We start from the raw sequence: 24,371 nt of genomic DNA, 5'->3' as shown, positions 1-24,371 counted from the left end.
TGTGTGCTTCACCGCGACGACGTGGCCGTCCTGCCCGCCGGATTCGCCCGGCTCACCTCGGAGATCGCCGGGAACTGGTCGCCGGCGCTGTCGCCGGACGGGCGGCACGTGGCGTACGTCTCGGACCGAGGTGGCGCGCCCGCCGTCTGGGTGCAGCCGGTCGGCAGCGAGCTGACCTTCCAGGTCGCGCTGCCGCACCCGGTGAACGCGGTGGCCTGGTCGTCGGGCGGGGGCTGGCTGGCCTGCCAGGCGGCCCCCGGCGGCGCACCCCGGCAGGAGGTCTGGCTGGTCCGGCCGGACGGGTCGGATCCGCACCAGGTGGCCGGGTTCGGGACGGACACCGCGGACAACATGCGCTGGCTGCCGGGGCGGCCGGTGCTGGCGCTGACCGAGAACCTGACCACGGCGATCCTGATCGACGTGGTGACCGGGGAGCGATCGGTCATCGCCTCGGGTCCCCTGATCTCGCTCTGCGACGTGGACCCGACCGGGGAGTGCGCCCTGCTGCGGCACGGGCCCCGGGGCGCCCGCCGGATCGTGCTCCACTCGCCCGAGCCCGCCGCCTCCGAGCCCGTCGACCTCGTCCCCGGGCAGGAGGCGGTCTTCAGCCCGGGCGGCGGGTGCGTGTACGCCCGCAGCGAGGACGAGGAGTTCCCGGCCCTGGTCCGGATCGCCGACGGGGTGGTCGAGCGGATCGCGGCCGGGCCGGCGGAGGTGGAGGCGTTCGCGGTGACCGCGGACGGGCAGACCGCCGCGGTGCTCTGGAACGTGAACGGCGGCGAGTCCGCCCTGGAGCTGATCGACCTCACCTCCCTGGAGGCGGTACCCGTCGCGCTGCCGGATGCCGTCGCCGCCGGGCTGTCCTGGAGTTTCGACGGGTCGGTGCTGGCGTTCACCGTGGAGGGACCGGGGCGGCCGCACGGGGTCTGGGCCTGCGACCGGGACGGCGGGAACCTGCGGGCGATCGCGGCCGAGGCACCCGCGCCCGGCGCGGTCCGGCCCACGCTGGAGAAGGTCACGGCGCACGACGGGCTCGCCCTGACCGGGTGGCTCTTCGCCCCGTCCGGGCCCGGGCCGCACCCGACGGTGATCTGGCTGCACGGCGGCCCCGAGGCACAGGAACGCCCCGGGCACGGTCCGCTCTTCCAGTCGCTGGTCCAGCGCGGCATCGCGGTCTTCGCACCGAACGTCCGCGGGTCGTCGGGGTTCGGGCGCGCCTACGTGGACGCGGACAACCTGGCTCTCCGGTACGGGGCGATCGAGGACGTCCGGTCCTGCGTCCGCTACCTGCGGGACTCGCGGATCGCCGGGGCGGTCGGGGTGATGGGACGCTCGTACGGCGGCTACCTCACCCTGGCGGCGATGACCGGCTTCCCGGAGCTGTTCGCGGTCGGGATCGACGTCTGCGGGATGGCGGACTTCGCGACGTTCTACGAGCACACCGAGCCGTGGATCGCGGCCGCGGCGGTCAGCAAGTACGGCGATCCGGTGGCCGACGCCGCACTGCTGCGCGACCTGTCGCCGATCCACCGGATCGACCGGATCGCGGCGCCGCTGATGGTGGTGCACGGCGAGAACGACACCAACGTCCCGGTGATCGAGGCGGAGCAGGTGGTGGCGGCGCTGCGGGAGCGCGGGGCGCCGCACCGGTACCTGCTCTTCCCCGGCGAGGGTCACGAACTGCTGCACCGCACCGCGCGCGCCACCTACCTGCGCGAGACGGTCGACTGGCTGACCGCCCACCTGCACTGAGACTCCCGGCCGGGCCGGGCCCCGCCTCGTGGACCGCCCCGCATTCACGTGGTCCACGGGGCCGGGCCTAGGTGATCAACGGGAGCAGGGTGGCCAGGAGCGTCAGGAACGCGAGGGCGGCGATCCGGGCGCGCATCTCACTCCGAGTCCGGGGCTGCGGGGAGACGCTGCTCCAGGCGCTCGATCCGGGCGATCAGCGGCTGCAGCGCGGCGGCCAGCAGCCGGGCCGGGTCGGCCGGCGCCGCTCCGGCCGGGGCGGCCCCGGCGGAGAGCGCGCCGGCCGGTGCGCCGCCGGCGAGCGGGGTGCCCCCGGCAGCGGACGGGACGGTCAGCGCCGCGGCGGTGTTGGCGCGCAGGTGGACGTAGCCGGCCAGGGCGGAGGCGACCGAGCGACGGGTGAGGCGCGGGTCGGCGCCGGCGCCGCGCAGGATGTGGCCGGCCGCACCGTCGGGCTCGGCGACCAGGCCGAGGAGCAGGTGTTCGCAGCCGACGTAGTTGTGGCCCAGACCCGTCGCCTCGGTGACCGAGAGCTCCAGTGCGGCGGCGGCCGAGAAGCTGAAGTGCACGGCGCCGTCCTCGGCGGGATCGGCCGGTTCGGTGCCGCGCTGGCGGTCCAGCTCCCTCATCAGCTGACCGGAATCGATCTCGATGGCACGGAGCACGTGCAGGGCCAGATTGCCGCCCTCGGCGATCATCCCGGCGAGCAGGTGGGCGGTGCCGACCGAGGCGGAGCCGGCGGCGGCCGCCCGTTCGACGGCGAGGCTCAGCACCGCGCGGGCACGGCCGGTCATCTGCGGGAACGCGGCCTCCAGGTCGGCACCGGAGAGCTCGGTCAGCGAGGTCTCCCGGATCGCGGTGACCCGGCGGACCGCCTGCTCCAGGGCGCGCTGGCAGATCGCCGAGACCGGCACCCCGGTGGCGCGGACCGCCTCGGACAGATCGTCCGGGAGGTAGACGTTGATCTTGGGCATGAGCCACTCCTCTCGACATGGGGTTATCACCATATACCCCCAAGGGGGTTATGTGGCCAATCCCTCAGTGAGGATCCGCACGTTGCAGGGCGGCGACGTGCGGAGAAAGCTGGGAAACGGCTGAGCGAAAAACCCCAAAACGGAAAGGCGGACCATGCCCCTGCGACCCGGAGCCCGGGCCTGGGCGGTGTGGGCCGCCGGCCTCGCCGCGTACACGATCGCGATCCTGCACCGCACCTCGCTCGGGGTGGCCGGGCTCGACGCACAGCACCGGTTCCACGTCGGTGCGAGCGCCCTGGCCAGCTTCGCGGTGCTTCAGCTGCTCGTCTACGCCGCGCTGCAGATTCCCGTCGGACTGCTGCTCGACCGGTTCGGATCAGTGCGGCTGGTGGTCTGCGGTGGGCTGATCATGGCGGCCGGGCAGACCCTGATGGCGTTCGCGGACGGCATCACCGGGGCGGCGCTGGCCCGGGTGCTGGTCGGCGCGGGCGACGCGATGACCTTCATCAGCGTGCTCCGGCTGGTGCCGCACTGGTTCCCCCCGCGCCGGGTGCCGGTGCTGACCCAGCTGACCGGGCTCGTCGGGCAGCTCGGCCAGATCATCTCCGCCGTACCCCTCGCCGCCCTGCTGGAGGGACCCGGCTGGACCACCGCGTTCCTCAGCGCCGCGGGCTCGGGGGTGTTCATCGCCCTGGTGACGCTCGCGACGCTGCGGGACACACCGGAGCGCCGGATCAACAGCGGCACCGCGGTCAACCTGCGGAAGCTCGGCACCGACCTGCGCGAGGCGTGGGGGCACCCGGGCACCCGGCTCGGCTTCTGGGCACACTTCAGCACCCCCTTCGCGGGCACCGCCTTCGCGCTGATGTGGGGCATCCCGTTCCTGGTCGCCGGCGAGGGCCTGTCCCGCACCCGGGCCGGCTCGCTGCTCACCCTCTTCGTGCTGGTCGGCATGATCACCGGCCCGGTGCTCGGCACGCTGGTGCAGCGCTTCCCGCTGCGCCGCTCGTGGCTGGTGCTCGGCGTCGTCGCGGTGAACCTGGGCGCCTGGGCACTGGTGATCTCCTGGCCGGGGCGGGCGCCGATGCCGCTGCTGGTGCTCCTGGTGGTCGCGCTCGGCACCGGCGGGCCGGGCTCGATGATCGGGTTCGACTACGCCCGGACGAACAACCCGCCGCACCGGCTCGGCGCCGCGACCGGCGTGGTCAACGTCGGCGGGTTCGTCGCCTCGCTGCTGACCATCGAGCTGATCGGGCTGATCCTGGACGCCCGAACCGGCGGCAGTGCCGACTATCACATCGACGACTTCCGGGTCGCCATGTCGGTGCAGTTCCTGATCGGGGCGGTCGGCCTGGCAGGCATCCTGCGCAGCCGCAGACTGGCACGCCGCCGTCTGGAGGAGGAAGAAGGCATCGTCGTACGCCCGCTGCGGGAGCTGCTCGCACAGCGACGCGGTTTAGCGCTGAGCCGAACGGTAAAGGGGGAAGGCTGGCGCGACTGAGAGGGGGCACATGACCGAGCACGCGCAAGCCCGGATCTGGGGCGGCATCGACGTCCCGAAGACCATCGCCGGCACCCTGGCCGCGGTCTCCGCCGCGGTCGTCGGCTCGTTCCTCGGCGTCGCCGGCACGGTGATCGGCGCGGCGGTGGCCAGCCTGATCAGCTCGGTGGGCACCGAGATCTACCACCGGTACCTGGACCGGGGCACCAAACGGCTGCAGGCGACGTTCATGGCGGCGCCGGCGGCGGTCGGCACGCCCGAGGTGGCGGCCGCGCAGGAGCCGCCGTCGGGTGAGTCCCGCGACGCCGACCGCCACGGCCCCGTCGAGCGGTTCCGGTGGAAGCGGATCGCGATGGTCGCCGGTGCGCTCTTCGTGCTGGCGATGGGGACGCTGACCACGGCGGAGCTGCTCGCCGGGCGCTCGGCGGCGGACGCCACGAGCGGACGGCACGGCGGCAGCCCGACGATCTTCGACTGGTCCGGCGACGGGTCGTCGTCCCCGGACGAGACGCCGGGCACCGCGACCGTCTCCCCCACGCCGGACGCCACCGCGACGGACGGCGCCACCGAGCCCGCGGAGACGGCGACCACCGGAACGACGGGGACGGCGACCACCGCACCCGCCGACGAGGGCACCGCCACGGATCCCGAGCCGGAGCCCACCGCCACCGGGGACACCGGGGGCGGCGCCGAGACCGGCGAGACCGGTGAACAGGGCACGGATCAGGACGGCGTGACCGGCCAGAGCACGGCAGAGTAGGGGCATGGACGCCAAGGACATCCTCATCGACGCGTACGGCCGGCTGCCCGAACTGGTCGCCGACGCCGTCCGCGACCTCACGCCCGAGCAACTACTCTGGGCACCGAAGCCCGGGGCGAACACGATCGGCTGGCTGGTCTGGCACCTGGCCCGGGTGCAGGACGCCCAGATCGCCGGCATCACCGGCGGCGAGCAGGTCTACCTGACCGGGGACTGGGCGGGCCGGTTCGGCCGCAAGCCCGACCCGGCCGACCACGGGTACGGCCACAGCCCCGCCGACGTGGCCGCCGTCGTCCCGGAGAGCCGGGAGGCGCTGATCGAGTACTACCACGCGGTGCACGCGAAGACGCTGGAGTACCTGGCCGGGATCACCGAGGACGAGCTGGACCGGGTGGTGGACCGGAACTGGGATCCCCCGGTCACCGCCGGCGTCCGGCTGGTCAGCATCTACGACGACGACGCCCAGCACGCGGCGCAGGCGGCGTACCTCAGGGGCCTGCTCTGATGCGGGAATCGATCGATGAGGGGTGACATGTGTCAGCGGTGCCCGGCGTGAACCGGCACTAGCATCGAGCGCAAGTGGGGCGGCGAGCCGTCGCCCGGATAGGCCGAAGGTCGGGGGATGACCGGGTACAGGGCCAGCCGGACGGCGGTCATCGTCTGTCAAGGACGGGCGACAGCGGACGAACGCATCGCGCCGGGCCGGTTCTCCGACCCCGTCGCCATCGATCTGCTGCTCCCCGACGAGCAACGGCCGGTGCGCTGGGCCCGCGACGAGACCCCACCCACCGAGTGGGCCGACCGGGTCGAGTACGAGTCCGCCCGGGGCTGCGCCGAGATGATGGTGCCCCGCACCGTGGCGATCGACGACGCGGTCCGGGAGCGCCCCGGTCACCAGGTCGTGGTGCTCGGGGCCGGGCTGGACTCGCGAGCCTGGCGGATGCCGGAGCTGGGCGACGTCCCGGTCTTCGAGGTCGATCAGCCCGCCTCCCAGCAGGACAAGATCTCCCGCGCGGCCGGACTCGACGGCACGCCGCCGGTCTACGTCCCGGTCGACTTCGGGCGGGACGACCTCGGCGAGGCGCTGGAGAAGGCCGGGCACCGCGCCGACCTCCCCACCACCTGGATCTGGGAGGGCGTGGTCCCCTACCTGACCCCGGCGCAGGTCCGCGCCACGGTCCGCGCGGTCGCGGCCCGCTCGGCGGGCGGCAGCCGGCTGGTGGTGAACTACCAGGCGCCCTCGCTGCGCGGGACGCTCGGGCGGTGGGTCGTCCGGGCGATGGCGTCCACCACCGGGCGGGCCAACCCGTGGGCGCAGGAGCCGTGGCGCTCGATGTGGAAGCCGGCAGCGATGGCCCGGCTGCTCGGCGCCGAGGGCTTCGCCGTGGCCCGGGACGCCAGCCTGCTGGAGCTGGCCGGGAGCCTGGACCTGCCCCCGGCCAACGTCACGTCCCTGACCTCGGGTCGCGTGGTGGTCGCCGACCGCGCCGTGTGACCGCGCTGCTCACGGCGTACGGGAGAAGGATCTAAGCGGAAGCGGGCTCGCTCAGCGGAAGCCGCACCAGGAAGCGGGTGTCGCCCGGCCGGGACTGCACCGAGATGTCGCCGCCGTGACCGTTGACCACGATCCGGTAGGAGATGTCCAGGCCCAGGCCGGTGCCCTCGCCGACCGGCTTGGTGGTGAAGAACGGCTCGAAGACGCGCTTCCTGATCTCCTCGGACATGCCCGGACCGGTGTCGCCGACCGAGACGACCACCCGGTCGTCCTCGCGGTACGTGCGGATGGTCAGCGTGCCCGCGCCGGACATCGCCTGGACCGCGTTGTCGATCAGGTTGGTCCAGACCTGGTTGAGCTCGGCCGGGTGGACCGGGACCTGGGGCAGCGAGCGGTCGTACTCCTTGACCACCCGGACCCCGTCGCCGATCTTGTGGGAGAGCATCACCAGCGTGCTGTCCAGGCCGCCGTGCACGTCGATCCACTGGTGCGCGGCCCGGTCCAGGTGCGAATACTGCTTCGCGGCGTTGACCAGCGACGACACCCGGCCGGTGGCGTCCTCGATGTCGCTCATCAGCTGCTCGGTCTCGAGCGCGTACCCGATCCAGTGGATGGCCTGGTCGAGCAGCTCCGGCGACTCCAGCCGGGACTCGATCTCGGTGAGGCAGTCGGTGTCGATGCCGCCCTGGGCGAAGACCGGGGCGACGTCCCAGCCGCCGGTGACGTCGTGCTCGTCCATCCAGTCGCCGAGCTCGTCCTCCAGGTCGGCGATCTGCATCGCGGTGCGCACCGGCGCCTTCGCGGCCCGCTCGATCACCTCCTCCTGGAGGTTGAGCAGGGCGATCAGGCGGTCCGGCGGCACCTTCCCCTTGGCCAGCTTGCCGAGCTTCATCCGCATCCCGGCGACCCGCTCGCGCAGCGCCCCGGTGGCCCGGGAGGCGGCCGCGGCCGGGTTGTTCAGCTCGTGCATCAGGCCGGCCGAGAGCGCGCCGAGCGCCTGCAGCCGCTGCCGCTCGCCGATCGCCGCCTGCGAGTTGCGCATCCCCAGCGCCAGGCCCTCCAGCAGGTGGATCGCCATCGGGAACCACTCGCGCATCAGCCACCCGAAGTCGGCGGCGGAGAGCACGAAGAACTCGGAGTCGGAGAGGGCGCGCATCGAGCCCATGTACTTCCGCGGTACGCCGTCGTCGCGCAGGTACGCGTTGGTCGCGCCCATGTACACGCCGCGCTGCTCGGTGCGGACCGTCTGGACGTCGTCGTCGCCGACCCGGCGGGTGAGCGCGATCGTGCCGGTGAGCAGGATGAAGAACGAGTCGGCCGGATCGCCCTCGCGGAGCACCAGGCCGCCGCCGGGCACCCGCATCGTGCAGCCGTGCTCGGCGATCCAGGTCAGCTGGTCGTCGCTGAGCTTCTCGAAGAGGAACAGCGTCCGCAGCTCGCCGATGGTGAGCCGGCCCGGCTCACAGGGCTCCAGGCGGATCTCTTCGGATTCGACGGTCATGGCTACTGCGCCTCCAGGTAACGATGCACCAGTGCGACGGCCATCGCCCCTTCGCCGACCGCCGAGGCCACCCGCTTGATCGAGTTGGCCCGGACGTCGCCGGCGGCGAAGATGCCGGGAACACTGCTCTCCAGGTAGAACGGATCCCGCTCGCGATCCCATCCCCGCGGGCGCGCCCCGTTCGTCAGCAGATCCGAACCGGTCCGCACGAAGCCCTTCTCGTCCCGGTCCACCGCGTCGCCGAGCCAGTCGGTGCGCGGCTCGGCCCCGATGAAGACGAAGAGGTAGCCGCACTCGACCTTCGCCCGGGTGCCGTCCTTGCTGTCACAGATGGTGATCGCCTGCAGGTGGCCTTCGCCGTGCGCGCCGATCACCTCGCACCGGGTCCGCACCTCGATGTTGGCGACCTGGGCCAGCTGCTGGATCAGGTAGTACGACATCGACGACTCCAGCGAGTCGCCGCGGACCAGCAGCGTGACCCGGCGGGCGTACTTCGCGAAGAAGAGCGCCGCCTGCCCGGCCGAGTTCGCCCCGCCGACGATGTAGACGTCGCTGCCGGAACAGGCCGGGCCCTCGGTGCTCGCCGAGCCGTAGAAGACCCCCGACCCGGTCAGGCCGTCCACGCCGTCGGCGACCAGCGGGCGGTACGACACCCCGGTGGCCAGCAGGATCGCGTGCGAGGAGATCTCCCGGCCGTCGTCGAGGACCAGCGTCCGGGCCGAGCCGTCGGTGCGCAGGCCCACCACCGCGCGGGTGTTCAGCGTCTCGGCGGCGAACTTCTCCGACTGGCGCCGGGCCCGGTCGGTGAGCTGGGCGCCGGAGATACCGTCCGGGAAACCCAGGTAGTTCTCGATCCGGGAGCTCTGGCCCGCCTGGCCACCGACCGCCTGCCGCTCGATCAGCAGCGTCTTGAGGCCCTCCGAGCCGCCGTAGACCGCCGCGCCCAGACCGGCCGGGCCGCCGCCCACGATGACCAGGTCGTAGAAGTCGCGCCCCGGGCTGGTGGAGAGACCGGCGGCCTCCGCCACCTGCTGCACGCTCGGCCGGGTCATCGCACGCCCGTCCGCGGTCACCACCAGCGGGATCGATTCGGGCCCGGCGTCTGCCGCCTCCATCAGGCGGCGCCCCTCCGGCTCATCGGCGCCGAAATATTTGTACGGTACGAGGTTGCGCGCCAGGAAGTCCCGGATCTGGAACGACGGCTCGCTCCACCGGTGGCCGACCACCCGGATGTCCGGCAGCTCGGTGTCGCCGGTCGCCTGCCACGCGTCGAGCAGCGCGTCGAGCACCGGGTAGAGCTTCTCCTCCGGCGGGTCCCAGGGCTTGAGCAGGTAGTGGTCGACGTCGACCACGTTGATCGCCTGGATCGCGGCGTCGGTGTCCGCGTACGCGGTGAGCAGGGCCCGGCGGGCGTGCGGGAACAGGTCCATCGCCTGCTCCAGGAACTCGATGCCGTTCATCTGGGGCATCCGGTAGTCGGCCAGCATCACGGCGACCCGGCCGCCGCGCAGCTTGAGCTCGCGGAGCACGTCGAGCGCCTCGGCGGCGCCGGAGGCCCGGATGATCCGGTACCGGTCGCCGTACCGGCGGCGCAGGTCACGCGCGATGGCACGGGAGACCGAGGGGTCGTCGTCGACGGTGAGGATCGCGGGTTGGCCCATGGTCTCGGCTCCTCAGCTCGAAAGGTCGGTGAACTCGGGGTGGCGTTCCAGATAGCCGGCCACGAACGGGCACTCGGCGACGACCGGCGTCTTCCGGGACCGCGCGTCGGCGAGCGCCGCGGAGGCCAGCCGGCCGGCCAGCCCGCGACCGGAGAACGCCTGGTCGACCTCGGTGTGCAGCAGTTCGACCCGGTCGTCGTGGCGCCGGTAGTGCAGCATCCCGGCCACCTCGCCGCCGAGCAGGATCTCGTACCGCTGGTGCTCGAAGCTGTCGACCACCACGGCGGCCGACGCGTCGTGGTCGCCGGCCTGGGCGCTCCCCTCGACCCGCAGCTTGCGGCGGGCGCGCTCGTAGAACGTCGTCCGCCCGAACCGGATCACCTGGGCCGCGTCGGTCAGCGACTCGATCTCCAGGGCCGCGCCCGGCTCGGCGTACCCCTCGATGATCCCGTCCACCTCGATCGCCAGCCGTCCGCTCGTCGGCAGCACCTCCAGGCAGAGGTGCTCGGAGGTGTCCAGCACCAGCGACCGGTTGAACGACGAGTGCGCCGCGGCCGCGCTGACGATCAGCCCCTGCACGTTCGGCGAGACGATCGGCCCGCCCGCCGAGAAGCTGTACGCCGTCGACCCGGTCGGCGTGGCGACCAGCACGGCGTCGGCCGCATAGTTGACGAACCGCTTCCCCTCGACCCGGATCCCGACCGCGGCCAGCCCGTGCCCCGGCACCCGCACCAGCGCGATGTCGTTGAACGCGGTCACCTGCCGCCCGTCCGGCAGCGTGGTCCGCACCGCCGTCCGCGGCTCGATGGTGTAGCGGTGCTCGTCGATCGCGGAGAGCGACTCCTTCAGATCGGGCAGGTCGACCTCGGCGAGGAAGCCCAGCCGCCCGACGTTCACCCCCAGCACGGGCGTCTTGTGCCCCTCGACCAGGCGCATCGTCCGCAGCATGGTGCCGTCGCCGCCCAGGCTGACCAGCAGCCCGGCGCGCTCGACCATCTCCTGCGGCCCGACCGGCACCGCGCTGCAGTCGATCCGGGTGATCTCCTCCGGCAGCCCGAGAACGGTGACGCCCCGCGCCGCCGCCCAGCTCACGATGGTGTCGACGGCCGACCCGCAGTCCCGCCGCGGATGCAGCACGAGCCCGACCACTTTGACCATGCCCACGACGCTCCCCCTCCGGCCGCAACTCCGCTACGCAGCCTCCCACGCCGACATGACAATCGACGACCGCCACGACCGTGGCAGAGCACACGTCGGCTCATCCCCGGGTCAAGCGAGGCGCAGCTCCTGGACGGAATGGATTCTGTGCTCCCGGCCACCGGCGAACGTGACGCTCGTGACCTCGACATCGGCGGTGACACGCTTGTCGAAATACCTGCCGAGTTGCGCCGTCAGCTCGTCGCCGGTGACGGCCTGGATGACGTCGCCGCTGTCGGTTCTGATCTCGATCCTTCCCCGGAGGGAGCTGGCAGATACCAGCAGTCCCGTCACGGGGATCGTCTCCACCTCGTCGAATTCGCTGTGCTCGCACAGAAAACGAACTCTTTGCACACCCGGACCGGTCCAGACGCTTCGTCGTACCCGCGTGCCGGGCACGTGCCACGAGACCCGCACACCGACACCAGCGCCGTCGAGGCCGGCGGTCAACGCCCTGATGTGTTTTATCGACCGGGGCCCGAGCGGCACCAACTGCTCCGTCAGCAACTCGTCGGTCAAGTCGCCGCCCTCGGAGATGTCGATGATCGCGAGCAACTTCTCCACGGCTTCGTCCAGGATCACCCGGCTGACCCCCGCCGACTCCGTTTCCGGTTCCACCGGCGGACCAAAAATGGTCAGCCCGAACGACGACGGGAAAATGGCCGCCGCACTGAGAACCGTGGCGTCACGAATCTCACGCGGAATCGCCGCGGAATTGGTGGGCCGCCCCGAGAGGGCCTGCGCCACCGCGGACACCGACTCCTGAAAGTTGGTAAGAAACGGACCCAGCGTCGCCAGGCCGACGACGTGATCCACCGTCACCGATCCGGTCAGGGCGACGTCGATCCGCCGCCTGTCGTCCTCCCTCACGTCCGCCCCGGCTGCCTGCAACAACCGACGGCGCTGAACCGCCGCGAACTCTTCGGGGGTAGCCGGGTATTCACGCATTTCGTGCGGGTGGGAATCTCTGATCTGTTTCATCCACCGCAGAACGGCATCCCTGTCCGACGGATCAGGCATAGGAACGTTCGGTGTCACAGCAACACCTCCACGTATCCTCGACGCTTGTCGCCCGGAGTGTCGTTCACGGCCGCCGGCTTGATGCACTGCCAGAATTCATCGTAGAGCCCGATGTCCCGGAACGACCCGCTGGCGTGCGGGGTCAACAACCTCGGAAGCATCTGCGAGACCGGCATCGCCTCGGGAAGCCGGATCAGGTAGGCGTCCACACGCATGCCGCGCGCCACGCACCACCCGCGCTCGGCAAGGTCATCGAGGCCGGCAAGCGTGTCACGGTCAAGACGGTCATGATTCTGCGCAGGCAGCAGGTACGTCACATCGACGTCGCCCGGTTCCGTCTTCTCGCTGACGAAGCTACCTCCGACCCACATCCGCGCGATGGCACCTGCGAGACATTCGACCAGCGTCCGATGGATCGCCCACTCGTCCCAGATCTCGCGTCGGACATTCGAGCCCGCGGACTCCACGAACCGTTCGTGCAGTTCGTCAAGCGAAGCCGCATACCGCCCGGGCGGGAGAAACCCGGTTTTCGCCTCGAATTCCGGCAATGGACTCACGGTATCGCTCAGCTCCGGGGCCGACGGACCAGAGGTGTGGTGTCGACGGCAAAGGGGAACGGAACGTCGGCGGAAAGGATCTCGCCGTCGGCGGCCACGGCCTTCTCGACATAGTGGGTGCCCTCAAGACCGTACAGGCGCAGGGTGACGGAAGACGGGCCGCCGGGCTCGACGAGGAGGTACCAACCGATGCGGGCGGCGGCGTAGAGGTGCATCGTGGTGACGCGGTCGGTGCCGGCGTTGGACGGGGAGACGATCTCGGCGACCAGGACGACCTCGCCGGCATCGGTGACAGAGCCCTCGTCGTCGGTATCGGCAACCACCAGGTCAGGGATGACGATGCGGCCGGCCTGCAGCCGGATGTTGATCGCCTCGAAGGCGGATAGGCCGACTGCGTCGGCGGCCGGCTCGATCGCCTGCATCAGACGATAGGAGATCCGTTGGTGCCGTTTGCTCGCTGCCGGGCTCACCCACAACGTCCCATCAACGAGTTCGACACGGTCGCCCGTCTCGCCGAGTGCAAGGTAGTCGGACTCGGTCCACGGGCCGATGTGGCCGGTTACGGCGACGCTCATCGGAGAACCCACCTCCCCTTGCGGTTGGGACGACTCTTTCATGCCCCTCCCGCTAGTTAACTGCCTAGATACGGGTGGCGAGGGCCAGGAAGCGGGCCGGGGTGTCCTCGTAGCCGTCCAGCTTCCAGCCGGAAGCGGACAGTGAAACGGTGAGCTGGTCCTCGTCCAAGGGCTCGCCGGGGCGCAGGGCGCGGCCGTGCCGGGCCGCCAGCTGGGCGCGGCCGATCGGGTGGAAGATGGCCAGGCGGCCGCCGGGACGGGTCACGCGGGCCAGCTCGGTCAGGCCCGCGAGAGGGTCCGGGAGGTGGTGGACCAGGCCCGCGGCGAAGATGACGTCGGCCGCGGCGGTGGCGAGCGGCAGGCGGCGGGCGTCGGCCAGCAGGAGGGTGGCGCAGGTGCCGCGGCCGGCGCGGTGGGCCTCGGTCAGCATCGCCGGGGTGAAGTCCAGGCCCAGGGCGCGGCCGGACGGGCCGACGGCGGCGGACAGGGCCGGGAGGGCGCGGCCGGTGCCGCAGCCGACGTCGACGGCGATGTCGCCGGGGCGGACACCGGCCAGGCGCACCGCCTCGGTGTAGGCCGGGAGGTCGTCGCCGAACTTCGTGTCCCAGGTGGCGGCCTTGGCGGCGAAGAAGGCGCGGCTCTCGGAGAGGTACCACCAGTCGGCGGGGGCCAGGGACGGGTGGATGTGGCGGATCACCGGCCAGTCGGGGTCGCGGGTGTCGATCACGATCTGGGCCCGGCGCTCGCCGTCGCCCTCGGCGAAACGGTGACGGGGGCCGCCGCGGAGGTAGACCAGGACCTGGTCGGTGGCGGGCTCCAGGACGTTGAGTGCGGAGTCGAAACCGCCGGGGCCCGGACCGGTCAGGCCGAGCACGGCGTCGATGCTCCACGCGCGGGACGAGGCCGGGAAGGCGGCGGCCAGGCGGGAGGCGAAGGCCGCGGCGGCACCCGGGTCGCCGCCGTCGACGATCACCGTGAGGGGGGCGCGTGGCGCCAGGACCTCGGCGAGCAGGGCGGTCACTTCGGTGATGCGTTCCGGCACGCCCATCAGGATGCCGCCGGGGGTGTGACGTGCGCAACGTTTCACTCATGCGCGAGCGAGGGGGACGCTTGTCTAGCGTTCGAGGCATGGAAGCACTCGAACTGGCCGATTACCGGGCCCGCGTCGCGCGGATGTATCAGGACGCGACGGACCTGGAGGACTTCCGCAAGCGGCGGGATGAGCTGTTCGCGCGGCATCCGCAGGCGCCGGTCAAGGGCGGGCTGCGGTACTTCCCGGAGAACCCGGACGCGATCGTGGAGGCGCGGGTCAGGGCGGCGGAGGGGGAGCTCTCGATCGACACCGGCGGGCCGGACGGGGTGATCGCGTACCGGCGTACCGGGATCCTGGAGACGCCGTTCGGGGAGCTCACGCTCTGGTGGATCGCGGCCTACGGGGGTGGGCTCTTCCTGCCGGTGCAGGACACGACCTGCGGGGACGAGTCCTACGGCGGCGGGCGCTATCTCACCGACACCGTCAAGGGCACCCACGGGCGGGGTCTGGAATGGCTCGGCGGGGACCGGGTGAGGCTCGACTTCAACTACCTCTACAACCCCAGTTGCGCGTACGACGACCGCTGGGCGTGCCCGCTCGCGCCGCCGGAGAACAGGCTGGGCGTGCCGCTGCGGGCCGGGGAGCTCACGTACCGCTAGCCTGACCGAACCTGACCGGCCGGTTGGCGTGCGGCAACACGACAACCGGCCGGTTCTTCAGGCGGCGGAATCAGAGCGTGGCGAGCGGAGCCCGGCAGGCAAGGGCGGGAGCGCGGCGGGCGAAGGCGTCAGTGGGCCTCGCCGTCGGGACCGAAAGCGGTCAGGAACTTGTCGCGGAAGGTGTCCATCCGCCAGACCGGGGCGGCCGCGGCCGGCTGGATGCTGCTGGTCCAGCCCCAGGACGTGATCCGGTCCAGCACCTTCGGGTCCTTGGCGACGATGGTGATCGGCACGTCGTGGCTGGCGTTCTGGCCGACCACGACCGAGGCGGGCTGGTGGTCACCGAGGAAGACCATCACCAGGTTGTCGTCACCGTACTTGGCGACGTAGTCGACCAGGCTGTCCACCGAGTACGCGATCGAGCGGGCGTACTCGTGCTGGATCCGGGCGTCGTCCTGCCAGATCTTGGTGGACTTCTCGGCGCTCGCCACCATCGGGCCGTACACGCTGCCGTCGCCGAGCTGGTCCCAGTCGATCATGGTGGGGACCGGGGCCCACGGGGTGTGGCTGGAGGTCAGGGTGATCTCGGCGAGCAGGGAGCCGCGGCCGGTCCGGGCGTACTCGAACTTCTGGAACTGCGACATCACGTACTGGTCCGGCATGGTCGACCAGCTGAACGACGGGCCGTGGTAGTCCAGCGTGTGCGAGTCGTAGACCTGGTCGTAGCCGTAGAACTCGGCCTCGGGCCAGGCGTAGGTGACGCCGGGCTCGACGCCGACCGTACGGAAACCTGCGCTTTTAAATGCTTTTGTCAGGGTCATCCGGTCGGTGGCCATGAGACTCCGGTACCGCTGCTCGTTGTTGATCCAGAGGCCGGAGAGGAACGTCGAGTGGGCGAGCCAGCTGCCGCCGCCCGCGGTCGACGAGGTGAGCCAGCCGCTGCGGGCGGAGAACCCGGCGGCGGTGAGCTTCTTGTCGCCGGCGGCGAGCGCGGTGACCACCTGGGAGTTGAAGGCCGGGTTCTCGATCGCGTCCCGGCCGTAGCTCTCCACGAACGAGACCAGCACGTCGTTGCCGCGCAGCGCGGTGAGCACCTGGTCGGCGGGCCGGTCCCGGAACGCGTCGACCTGCACCTCGGCGGCGAACTTCCGCTTGTCGGCGAGGTCCTTGGGCAACGCGAGCGCGGTGTCCCGGGCCAGGTCGGCGGCGCTGTGCGCGGCGACCGGGATGCCACCGATCAGCTGGTAGCTCATCGCGAACAGGGCGATCCAGGCGGCACCGGCCGCGCCGAGCCCACCCCAGGCCCACCGGCGGTGACCGTTCGCCACCGTGGTCAGCCGGAGGAAGGCCCAGGTCATCCCGGCGATCAGGCCGACCGCGAGGAGGATCGCGCCGGCCGCGACGCCGATGGCCGAGGGCTTGCCGATCGAGTCGATCAGGAAGTTGAATCCGTCGTCGAAGAGCACCCAGTCGAGCACCGGGTCGAAGCGCCGGGCCAGCACCGCGAAGAACCCGATGTCGACCAGCTTGATCACGGTGAGCAGTCCGAGGATCATCCCGAGGCTCGCGGCGGCGATCGAGCGGATCCGGCGCCGGCGCGGCAGGAGCAGCAGGACGGCCCCGGCGATCAGTCCCTCGATCGGGAGACGGACGAGAGCGGTGTGCCAACTGTTGCCGGGCGGCAGCCGGGTGATCTGGTCGGGAACGACGAGGGCGAGGAAGACCAGAATCGCGGCGAATCCCGTGGTCAGATGACGGACGGACCGGCGTATCAGCTTGCGTGGGCTCACGTCATCTTCATACGCCAGGGCGACGCCGGGGGTTCGACCACGGGGGCATGACAAAAGTCAGTGGATGAGTGAGTGCTCGCTCATTTAGGGTGTGCGGTGTGGAACCCAGACGCAGACGAGTGCCGGCCATGGCGCCGGACGAGCGGCGGGCCGCCCTCATCGCGGCGACCATCCCGCTGCTGCACGAGCACGGCACCGAGGTGAGCACCCGGCAGATCGCCCACGCCGCCGGGGTCGCCGAGGGCACCATCTTCGGCGTCTTCGAGAGCAAGAGCGAGCTGGTCGTCTGCTCGGTGGTCAAGGCGCTCGACCCGCAGCCCACGCTGGACGCGCTCGCCGCCATCGACCCGGGCCTCCCACTGCGGGAACGGGTGGTGGCCGCGGCCGAGTTCGTCTACGCGCGGATGGCCGAGGGCGCCCAGTTGATGCACGCGGCCCGGCGCCTGATCTTCACCAACGAATCCACCCCGGAAGCGCGGGAACAGATGCACGCGACCCGGGGGCGGCTGCTGGAGGCGGTCACCGCGGTGATCGCCCCGGACGCCGCGCGGCTCCGGATCCCGCCGGACAAGGCGGCTCAGGTGCTGCTGCTCTACTGCGGCGCCAACACCTACGGCCCGTGGGGCGACGAGACCTTCAACGGCGCCTTCCTGGCCACACTCCTACTCGACGGCATCCTCATTCCTGATTCGGGGGAGCAAGCGAAGTGTTGATCAAACTGCTTCGCGTGCATCTGCGCCCGTACTGGAAAGACATCTCTCTCGTGGTGCTCTTCCAGTTCCTGCAGACGCTCGCGACGCTCTATCTGCCGACGTTGAACGCCGACATCATCGACAACGGCGTGATCAAGGGCGACACCGGCTACGTGCTCCAGGTCGGCGGCGGGATGCTCGGCATCACCGTGCTGCAGATCGCGGCGCAGATCGTGGCGGTCTACTTCGGCGCGAGGACGGCCATGGCGGTCGGGCGCGACGTCCGTACCGCGATCTTCTCCCGGGTGCAGACCTTCTCCGCCCGGGAGGTGGGCCAGTTCGGCGCGCCCTCGCTGATCACCCGGACCACCAACGACGTGCAGCAGGTCCAGATGCTGGTGCTGCTCACGTTCACGCTGATGGTCTCGGCGCCGATCATGTGCGTCGGCGGCATCGTGCTGGCGCTGCGCCAGGACGTGCCGCTCAGCTCACTGCTGCTGGTGGTCATCCCGGTGCTGATCGCCGTGGTCGCCCTGATCATCACCCGGATGCGGCCGCTCTTCCGCCAGATGCAGGTCAAGATCGACCGGGTCAACCAGGTGATGCGCGAGCAGATCACCGGCATCCGGGTGATCCGGGCCTTCGTCCGGGACGAGCGCGAGCGGGCCCGCTACGGCGCCGCCAGCCAGGATCTCGCCGACGTCGCGCTGCGGGCCGGCAAGATCATGGCGTTCATGTTCCCGACCGTGATGATGCTGGTGAACCTCTCCAGCATCGCGGTGCTCTGGTTCGGCGGGCACCGGATCGACGCCGGCCACATGGAGGTCGGCGCGCTCACCGCGTTCCTCAGCTACCTGATGCAGATCCTGATGTCGATCATGATGGCCACCTTCATGTTCATCATGATTCCGCGGGCCGAGGTCTGCGCCGAGCGGATCCAGGAGATCGTCGACACCGAGTCCAGCGTGGTGCCGCCCGCGTCGCCGGTCACCGACGTGACCGTGCACGGCGAACTCGAGCTCCGGGACGTCAGCTTCCGCTATCCGGGTGCCGAGGCCGCGGTGCTCTCCGACGTACGCCTCGTCGCGCACCCGAGGCAGATCACGGCGATCATCGGGTCCACCGGCAGCGGCAAGACCACGCTGCTCAACCTGATCCCCCGGCTCTTCGACGCGAGCGAGGGCACCGTGCTGGTCGACGGCGTGAACGTCCGCGACCTCGACCCGGACCTGCTCTCCCGGATCATCGGGATCGTGCCGCAGCGGCCGTACCTGTTCAGCGGCACGATCGCGTCCAACCTGAAGTACGGCAACCCGGACGCCACCGACGAGGAGCTCTGGGAGGCGCTGGAGATCGCCCAGGCGAAGGAGTTCGTCGAGCGGATGGAGGGGCAGTTGGACGCCCCGATCGCGCAGGGCGGCACGAACGTCTCCGGTGGACAGCGGCAGCGGCTGGCGATCGCCCGCACGCTGGTGCACCGGCCGGAGATCTACCTCTTCGACGACTCGTTCTCGGCCCTCGACTACGCCACCGACGCGGCGCTGCGGGCGGCCCTGACCGAGCACGTCGCGGACGCCACGGTGGTCATCGTGGCCCAGCGCGTCAGCACCATCCGCGACGCGGACCGGATCGTGGTCCTGGATGACGGGAAGGTCGTCGGCACCGGCACGCACGACGAACTTATGGACTCCAACGAGACGTACCGGGAAATCGTACTGTCGCAATTGACGGAGCAGGAGGCCGCCGCATGACCGCGCCTGGAAGAGGCCCTGCTGGAAGAGGGCCCGGCGGGCCCGGCGCAGCCGGAGGCCGGCCGGGCGGACCGCCGATGGGTGGACCGCCGGCCGCGAGAATGATGATGGGAGCCGGTGGGCCGCCGGAGAAGCTGGAGGACTTCAAGGGGTCGCTCAAGCGGCTGCTCGGGCTGCTCAAGCCGTACCGGATCCTGGTCGGCGTGATCCTCGCCTTCGGCGTGGCGAGCGTCGCCCTCTCGGTGCTCGGGCCGCGACTGCTCGGCCACGCCACCGACGTGATCTTCAACGGCGTGGTGGGCCGGATGCTCGGCCAGTACCTGCCCGCCGGGACCAGCAAGGCGCAGGCCGTCGAGGCGCTGCGTGCCCAGGGGGAGACCGCGCAGGCCGACCTGGTCGCCGGGATGAACGACGTGGTCGTCGGGCAGGGCATCGACTTCGACAGCCTGATGCACGTGCTGGCCTGGGTGGTCGTGGTCTACGTCTTCGCCTGGATCTTCGGCGTCTTCCAGGGCCGGCTCACCGCCCGCGTGGTGCAGAGCGCCGTCTTCGACCTGCGCGCCCAGGTCGAGGCGAAGCTCTCCCGGCTGCCGCTGTCGTACTTCGACAAGCAGCCGCGCGGTGAGGTGCTCAGCCGCGCCACCAACGACACCGACAACATCGCGCAGACCCTGCAGCAGACGTTCGCGCAGCTCATCACGGCACTGCTGACGGTCGTCGGCGTACTCGGGATGATGTTCTGGATCTCTCCGCTGCTGGCGCTGATCGCGCTGGTCACCATCCCGGTGTCGTTCCTGCTCACCACCCGGATCGGCAAGCGGGCGCAGCCGCAGTTCGTCGCACAGTGGAAGACCACCGGCCAGCTCAACGGGCACATCGAGGAGATGTTCACCGGGCACACGCTGGTCAAGGTCTTCGGGCGGCAGCACGAGGCGGAGGCGACCTTCCACACCCACAACGAGAAGCTCTACGCCTCCAGCTTCCGCGCCCAGTTCATCTCCGGCCTGATCCAGCCGGCCATGATGTTCATCAGCAACGTCAACTACGTGCTGGTGGCGGTGGTCGGCGGCCTGCGGGTGGCGTCCGGCTCGCTGACCCTCGGCGAGGTGCAGGCGTTCATCCAGTACTCGCGCCAGTTCAGCCAGCCGCTCACCCAGGTGGCCAGCATGGCGAACCTGGTCCAGTCCGGGGTGGCCTCGGCCGAGCGGGTCTTCGCCCTGCTCGACGCGGAGGAGCAGACCCCGGACCCGGCGCCGGTCACCATGCCGGAGGTCCGCGGGCGGATCGCCTTCGAAGACGTCTCCTTCCGGTACGCCCCGGAGAAGCCGCTGATCGAGAACCTGTCGCTCAGCGTCGAGCCGGGACAGACCGTGGCCATCGTCGGGCCGACCGGGGCCGGCAAGACCACCCTGGTCAACCTGCTGATGCGGTTCTACGACGTGACCGGCGGGCGGATCACCCTGGACGGGGTGGACATCGCCACCATGCCGCGTGAGCAGCTGCGCGAGGAGATCGGCATGGTGCTCCAGGACACCTGGCTCTTCGGCGGCACCATCGCGGAGAACCTGGCGTACGGGGCCGACGACCACGATCAGGCGGCGATCCTGCGGGCCTCCGAGGCGGCGCACGTCGACGGCTTCGTCCGGATGCTGCCGGACGGGTACGAGACGACGATCGACGAGGAGGGCTCGAACGTCAGCGCCGGGCAGAAGCAGCTGATCACCATCGCCCGGGCGTTCCTCGCCGAGCCGAGCATCCTGATCCTCGACGAGGCGACCAGCTCGGTGGACACCCGTACCGAGGTGCTGATCCAGCGGGCGATGAACACGCTGCGCACCGGCCGGACCAGCTTCGTGATCGCGCACCGGCTCTCCACCATCCGGGACGCCGACGTGATCCTGGTGATGGAGAACGGCTCGATCGTCGAGCAGGGCACCCACGACGAGCTGATCGCGGCGGACGGGGCGTACGCGCGGCTCTACTCGGCCCAGTTCGCGCAGGCGGTGGCCGAGGTCGACTGACCTGGGCTTTTTCGGTCACAAAGAACGGGGGCGGCCATCCGGCCGCCCCCGTCTCGCTTACCTCAGCCGATCGTCACTTCTTGTCGACGGTGACCTTCTTGCTGTCGCTCCAGCCGTCGTTGATCCCGACGGCCGACTTGCCCTCGACCCAGGCCTTCAGGGTCCACGTGGAGCCGGCCGCGGCCGACGCGGTGGCCTTCCAGACACCGCTGCTGTTCGTGGTGCCCTTCCAGGTGGTCTTGACCCACTTCTTGCCGCTCAGCTTGTAGATCACCACGTCCGAGCCGGACAGCTTCGGGTCGGACGTGACCGTGAGGGTCACCTTGCCCTTGGCGTTGGACTCCGCCTTGAAGGCCGGGTCCTGGGTGATCTTGACGGTGATCTCCTTCGAGGGCACACCGTCGAGAGAGGTCTGGAAGCGGTAACCCGCCGTGGTCAGCGAGCGCTTGAACGAGTAGGCGCCGCTGCTGCCGGCCTTGGCCGTGGCCAGCCAGACCAGGGCCTTCTTGGTGGACGCGATCGGGGCACCCCAGAGCTGGACCTCACCGTTCGGCGGCACCTTGCCGCTGATCGTCGCGGTGCCGGGCCCGTCGATCGAGGCCGACGACGAGATGGTCGGCGCGGGGCCGTTCTCGGTGTCGTCCGACTCGATGGTGACCTTGCCGGTGTCCCGCTCGACCGTGGTCCCGGACGGTCCGGGCACGCCCAGCTTGATCCAGAAGGTCTCCGCGGACTCCTTCAGCTTGTCGTCAATGATCTTGACGCTTGCCATCGGCTTCTCGCCCGGCTTGACCTCCAGGGTGCCCTTGGCCGCGATGTAGTCCTGACCGGCCTTGGCCGTGCCGTCGACGGTCCACCACGGGATCATCAGGGTCTGGGTGGTGGAGGTGGCTGCGTTGGCCGGCAACCACTTCTCGTCGATCGGGACCTCGATGGAGCCCTCGTCCTCGTTGATCGACCCGTCCTGGATCGCCAGCGCCGGCGGCATGTCGTCCGCGTCGTCGATGATCTTGAAGGTACCGGTCGACGACTTGAAGCCGATCTTGGTGGTCTCGGTGGCCGTGATGGTGAACCACTCGAGCGGCTCGTCCACGTCGTCCGCGTTCAGGTAGACGTTCGCCAGGTTGGTGCTGCTGACGCTGTTGGCGTCCACCACCGTGCCGGTCTTGCCCGCCGGGACGGTGAAGTTCGCGATCTCCGGCGTCTCGAAGTCGACACCGGGCGTGGCCGGCGCCGAATCGGTGGCCTGGCTGCCGGTCTGCGGGCCGACGGAGAAGCCGAGCGTGTACGGGTCCTGTGCTACGCCGACGATCGTGCCGCCGACGCGGATCGAGCCGCCCTCGGCCACGCTGGACTCGTTGAACTTCATCCACGGCGGGGTGTCGTCGTTGGTGACGGTCAGCCGGGCCGTGTGCGTCTCACCGCTCGCCGGGGTGCTGTTGATCAGCGGGTTGGTACCGGAGAGCGCGACGGTGATGTCCTCGAACTCGTCCTTCTCGAAGACAGAGTCCCCGTTGACCATGATCTCGGCGTAGCCCACGGTGTGGCCGGCCGGAACGGTGACGGTGCCGCTGTTCCCGACCGTGCTGACGTCACCCATGCCCGGGGTGTCGGCCGAGTTGGTGCCGGCCGAGTCCAGCGTCGCGTTCTGCGTGTCCACGGTCGCGGTGAACGTGGTGTCCTGGTCGACCGGCGCGCTCAGGGTGACCGGGAACTTGACCATCTTGGACCCGGTGTTGCCCTCCATCACGCTCACGTTGGAGACCGAGAAGGTGGGCATGTCGCTGCTGTCTTCGTCGTCCTTGATGCGGAAGTACGTGGCGTTGTCCTCGCCGAGCGCGCTCTCCGCCACCGAGCCGTTCGGGCTGGTCAGCACCAGCTTGAAGTACTCGCCGTTGACCGCGCTGTTCGGCGGGTTCGCCTGGCCCATCTCACCGGGCTCGTACAGCGTGTCACCGATGATCGGCACCGGGATCGTGGCGGTACGGGTACCGGCCGGGATGGTGAGGCTGCCGGCGACCCCCTTGTAGTCCTTGCCATTGGTGGCCAGGTAGTTCTCGCCGTCCGTCGGGTGGTTGTCACCCGGCAGGAAGTCGTAGTTCAGCCGGACCGGGATCGTCGACGTGTTGGTCCCGGTGAGCCGGACGTTGATGGTGAACTTCTTCTCCCCGACGTCGCCCTCGGGGTCGAAGATGTAGTTCGACGTGGTGTTGTCGTCGGCGATCGCGTCGACCGAGAGCTTCACGCCCGGCGCGGTCTCGTTGTCCTTGATCTTGCCGAGGCCCTTGGCCGGGTCGCCGAGGTCGGCGTTGACCGGGGCGGCGATGCTCAGCCACATCTTCTCGGGGCTGGCCTCGACATCCGTGTCGTCGGTCGTGTTGACCAGGACGATGCCGGCCTCAGAACCCGCCGGGATGGACACCTTCGACTTGGTCAGCGCGGTGTAGTCGGAACCCGCGGTCGCACCGTAATCGTCACCCTGAGTGGCACCGTTCGCGGTGCTCGCCTCGACCGTGACGATCTTCTCCGACGCCCCGGAGAGGGTCAGCGGGAAGACCAGGTCGTCGCCCTCGGTCACGGTTCCCGCGTCGCCGACCGTCACCTTAGGGGTGGGCTCGTCGTCCGCGATGTAGACCTTGGTGCTCGCCGCGCTGGTCGACACCGGCATGAGGGCGGTGGCCGCGCCAGTCGGGTCGAGAACCGCACTGGCGACGCCGACCGTGAAGAACTGTGACGGGTCCTCGTCGAGTTTGTCGTCGTAGATGAGGATCGTCTTGGTCGCGCTGGACTGGCCCGATTTGATGGTGATCTGGTCGCTCTCGGGGTTGTCCGTGGTGGCATCCGTCGAGGTGATCAGCGAGTCGTAGTCGCGGGTCTCGTCACCACTGGTGATCAGAGCACCCTTCGCGGTGTCCGCGGTGCCGTTGTTGGCCAGGGTGACGAGGACGTCCGCGGTCGCCGGCGACGTCAGGGTGACCGTGACCGTGGCCGAGGCCCGCGTGACCGTCTGGGTGTTGCCGGTGCCGGTGGTGACCTGGGTCTCGACGATCGGGGTCGAGCTCGTGGTGATCGCGTACGTCGGATCGACCAGGGCGTAGGCCGGTGAGCTGACCAGCACCACGGGCGCGAGGCCGATCGCGCCGGCGACCGCCGCCGACAGGATCGTTCGCACCGATTTCGGGCCGCGCAGGGCAAACGGCACCAGACCGCCTGAATCTGCGCGACGATTGTGATAGTGCATTCCTTCTGTCTCCTTCGGCGGCTGGGCAACCTCCGGCGGGGAGGCCCCTGGCTTTGCGTCCCCGCCTCGCGACGGGTTTGCCTGTTCGGGTACCGCATCTGGGCGGTCGGGGGGTGCCGGAAAACGGCCCCTCAGCTGCGCCAACGCCGGATGTGAAGATCCGTCGTGAGGCCGCGCCTTCCGTAATCTAACCG

Annotated in this window: 19 protein-coding genes and 1 riboswitch; of the genes, 9 read left to right on the top strand and 10 right to left on the bottom strand. The window is 70.4% G+C overall.

Annotation, left to right across the window (positions count from 1 at the left end):
* Positions 1-3 precede the first annotated feature (3 nt).
* Positions 4-1,752: a prolyl oligopeptidase family serine peptidase gene (locus AB0M08_RS03855; protein WP_364487892.1), complete on the top strand. Its 1,749-nt coding sequence runs from the start codon at positions 4-6 to the stop codon at positions 1,750-1,752.
* Positions 1,753-1,889: 137 nt separating this feature from the next.
* On the opposite strand, the gene AB0M08_RS03850 is transcribed toward AB0M08_RS03855, so the two are convergent.
* Positions 1,890-2,723, bottom strand: coding sequence for a Clp protease N-terminal domain-containing protein (locus tag AB0M08_RS03850; protein ID WP_364487889.1), 834 nt, complete (start codon positions 2,721-2,723; stop codon positions 1,890-1,892).
* Between the two features lie 154 nt (positions 2,724-2,877).
* Between AB0M08_RS03850 and AB0M08_RS03845 the strand changes: the two genes are divergently transcribed.
* The 4 genes from AB0M08_RS03845 to AB0M08_RS03830 all read left to right on the top strand — a co-directional run bounded on the left by AB0M08_RS03845 (position 2,878) and on the right by AB0M08_RS03830 (position 6,479).
* A complete protein-coding gene (locus tag AB0M08_RS03845) occupies positions 2,878-4,224 on the top strand; it encodes an MFS transporter (RefSeq protein WP_364487886.1) in 1,347 nt (448 codons plus the stop codon).
* 10 nt (positions 4,225-4,234) lie between these two features.
* Positions 4,235-4,984, top strand: coding sequence for a hypothetical protein (locus AB0M08_RS03840; protein ID WP_364487883.1), 750 nt, complete (start codon positions 4,235-4,237; stop codon positions 4,982-4,984).
* Positions 4,985-4,988: 4 nt separating this feature from the next.
* Complete coding sequence (locus AB0M08_RS03835) at positions 4,989-5,489, top strand: DinB family protein (RefSeq protein ID WP_364487880.1); 501 nt, start codon at positions 4,989-4,991, stop codon at positions 5,487-5,489.
* 117 nt (positions 5,490-5,606) lie between these two features.
* Complete coding sequence (locus AB0M08_RS03830; RefSeq protein WP_364487877.1) at positions 5,607-6,479, top strand: class I SAM-dependent methyltransferase; 873 nt, start codon at positions 5,607-5,609, stop codon at positions 6,477-6,479.
* Between the two features lie 31 nt (positions 6,480-6,510).
* Here AB0M08_RS03830 and AB0M08_RS03825 read toward each other — a convergent pair whose 3' ends face one another.
* The 7 genes from AB0M08_RS03825 to AB0M08_RS03795 all read right to left on the bottom strand — a co-directional run bounded on the left by AB0M08_RS03825 (position 6,511) and on the right by AB0M08_RS03795 (position 14,038).
* Positions 6,511-7,980, bottom strand: coding sequence for an ATP-binding protein (locus AB0M08_RS03825; RefSeq protein ID WP_364487874.1), 1,470 nt, complete (start codon positions 7,978-7,980; stop codon positions 6,511-6,513).
* Positions 7,981-7,982: 2 nt separating this feature from the next.
* Complete coding sequence (locus tag AB0M08_RS03820) at positions 7,983-9,641, bottom strand: FAD-dependent oxidoreductase (protein WP_364487872.1); 1,659 nt, start codon at positions 9,639-9,641, stop codon at positions 7,983-7,985.
* 12 nt (positions 9,642-9,653) lie between these two features.
* A complete protein-coding gene (locus AB0M08_RS03815; RefSeq protein ID WP_364487869.1) occupies positions 9,654-10,799 on the bottom strand; it encodes an NAD(+)/NADH kinase in 1,146 nt (381 codons plus the stop codon).
* 111 nt (positions 10,800-10,910) lie between these two features.
* Positions 10,911-11,819, bottom strand: coding sequence for a hypothetical protein (locus tag AB0M08_RS03810; RefSeq protein WP_364487866.1), 909 nt, complete (start codon positions 11,817-11,819; stop codon positions 10,911-10,913).
* Positions 11,820-11,872: 53 nt separating this feature from the next.
* The gene (locus tag AB0M08_RS03805) at positions 11,873-12,406 is read right to left on the bottom strand and encodes a hypothetical protein (protein ID WP_364487863.1); all 534 of its coding nucleotides are present in this window, start codon (positions 12,404-12,406) and stop codon (positions 11,873-11,875) included.
* Positions 12,407-12,423: 17 nt separating this feature from the next.
* Positions 12,424-12,990 (bottom strand): Uma2 family endonuclease, encoded by a 567-nt coding sequence (locus tag AB0M08_RS03800; RefSeq protein ID WP_364487860.1) that lies wholly within the window; start codon positions 12,988-12,990, stop codon positions 12,424-12,426.
* 64 nt (positions 12,991-13,054) lie between these two features.
* Complete coding sequence (locus AB0M08_RS03795) at positions 13,055-14,038, bottom strand: methyltransferase domain-containing protein (RefSeq protein WP_364487857.1); 984 nt, start codon at positions 14,036-14,038, stop codon at positions 13,055-13,057.
* Positions 14,039-14,118: 80 nt separating this feature from the next.
* Here AB0M08_RS03795 and AB0M08_RS03790 point away from each other — a divergent pair, with 80 nt between their 5' ends.
* The gene (locus AB0M08_RS03790) at positions 14,119-14,682 is read left to right on the top strand and encodes a DUF1684 domain-containing protein (protein WP_364487854.1); all 564 of its coding nucleotides are present in this window, start codon (positions 14,119-14,121) and stop codon (positions 14,680-14,682) included.
* Between the two features lie 128 nt (positions 14,683-14,810).
* Here AB0M08_RS03790 and AB0M08_RS03785 read toward each other — a convergent pair whose 3' ends face one another.
* Positions 14,811-16,472 (bottom strand): sulfatase-like hydrolase/transferase, encoded by a 1,662-nt coding sequence (locus tag AB0M08_RS03785; protein ID WP_364487851.1) that lies wholly within the window; start codon positions 16,470-16,472, stop codon positions 14,811-14,813.
* A 98-nt stretch (positions 16,473-16,570) separates the two neighbouring features.
* On the opposite strand from AB0M08_RS03785, the gene AB0M08_RS03780 reads away from it, so the two are divergent.
* The 3 genes from AB0M08_RS03780 to AB0M08_RS03770 all read left to right on the top strand — a co-directional run bounded on the left by AB0M08_RS03780 (position 16,571) and on the right by AB0M08_RS03770 (position 20,936).
* Positions 16,571-17,185, top strand: coding sequence for a TetR/AcrR family transcriptional regulator (locus AB0M08_RS03780; protein WP_364487848.1), 615 nt, complete (start codon positions 16,571-16,573; stop codon positions 17,183-17,185).
* On the top strand, positions 17,179-18,915 hold the full coding sequence (locus AB0M08_RS03775; protein ID WP_364487845.1) for an ABC transporter ATP-binding protein: 1,737 nt from the start codon (positions 17,179-17,181) through the stop codon (positions 18,913-18,915). The genes AB0M08_RS03780 and AB0M08_RS03775 overlap by 7 nt, the downstream gene beginning before the upstream one ends.
* Before the next feature lie 101 nt (positions 18,916-19,016).
* Positions 19,017-20,936: an ABC transporter ATP-binding protein gene (locus AB0M08_RS03770; protein ID WP_364488036.1), complete on the top strand. Its 1,920-nt coding sequence runs from the start codon at positions 19,017-19,019 to the stop codon at positions 20,934-20,936.
* Positions 20,937-21,009: 73 nt separating this feature from the next.
* Here the strand turns inward: AB0M08_RS03770 and AB0M08_RS03765 are convergent, their stop codons facing one another.
* Entirely contained in the window at positions 21,010-24,108 is a 3,099-nt protein-coding gene (locus AB0M08_RS03765) for a Calx-beta domain-containing protein (RefSeq protein ID WP_364487842.1), read from the bottom strand.
* Positions 24,109-24,190: 82 nt separating this feature from the next.
* Positions 24,191-24,269: riboswitch (cyclic di-GMP riboswitch) on the bottom strand.
* Between the last annotated feature and the right edge of the window lie 102 nt (positions 24,270-24,371).

Source organism: Actinoplanes sp. NPDC051851 (assembly GCF_040681165.1).
Lineage (GTDB): Bacteria > Actinomycetota > Actinomycetes > Mycobacteriales > Micromonosporaceae > Actinoplanes.
Note: the sequence above shows the minus strand (reverse complement) of the source record. Positions and strands in the feature narration are given on the sequence as shown.

Bases quoted from the DNA above. Each gene is read 5' to 3' on its own strand.
- AB0M08_RS03810 (WP_364487866.1), bottom strand. From the start codon at position 11,819: ATGAAACAGATCAGAGATTCCCACCCGCACGAAATGCGTGAATACCCG.
- AB0M08_RS03840 (WP_364487883.1), top strand. From the start codon at position 4,235: ATGACCGAGCACGCGCAAGCCCGGATCTGGGGCGGCATCGACGTCCCG.
- AB0M08_RS03815 (WP_364487869.1), bottom strand. From the start codon at position 10,799: ATGGTCAAAGTGGTCGGGCTCGTGCTGCATCCGCGGCGGGACTGCGGG.
- AB0M08_RS03825 (WP_364487874.1), bottom strand. From the start codon at position 7,980: ATGACCGTCGAATCCGAAGAGATCCGCCTGGAGCCCTGTGAGCCGGGC.
- AB0M08_RS03850 (WP_364487889.1), bottom strand. From the start codon at position 2,723: ATGCCCAAGATCAACGTCTACCTCCCGGACGATCTGTCCGAGGCGGTC.
- AB0M08_RS03830 (WP_364487877.1), top strand. From the start codon at position 5,607: ATGACCGGGTACAGGGCCAGCCGGACGGCGGTCATCGTCTGTCAAGGA.
- AB0M08_RS03835 (WP_364487880.1), top strand. From the start codon at position 4,989: ATGGACGCCAAGGACATCCTCATCGACGCGTACGGCCGGCTGCCCGAA.
- AB0M08_RS03770 (WP_364488036.1), top strand. From the start codon at position 19,017: ATGATGATGGGAGCCGGTGGGCCGCCGGAGAAGCTGGAGGACTTCAAG.
- AB0M08_RS03845 (WP_364487886.1), top strand. From the start codon at position 2,878: ATGCCCCTGCGACCCGGAGCCCGGGCCTGGGCGGTGTGGGCCGCCGGC.
- AB0M08_RS03795 (WP_364487857.1), bottom strand. From the start codon at position 14,038: ATGGGCGTGCCGGAACGCATCACCGAAGTGACCGCCCTGCTCGCCGAG.
- AB0M08_RS03800 (WP_364487860.1), bottom strand. From the start codon at position 12,990: ATGAGCGTCGCCGTAACCGGCCACATCGGCCCGTGGACCGAGTCCGAC.
- AB0M08_RS03790 (WP_364487854.1), top strand. From the start codon at position 14,119: ATGGAAGCACTCGAACTGGCCGATTACCGGGCCCGCGTCGCGCGGATG.
- AB0M08_RS03820 (WP_364487872.1), bottom strand. From the start codon at position 9,641: ATGGGCCAACCCGCGATCCTCACCGTCGACGACGACCCCTCGGTCTCC.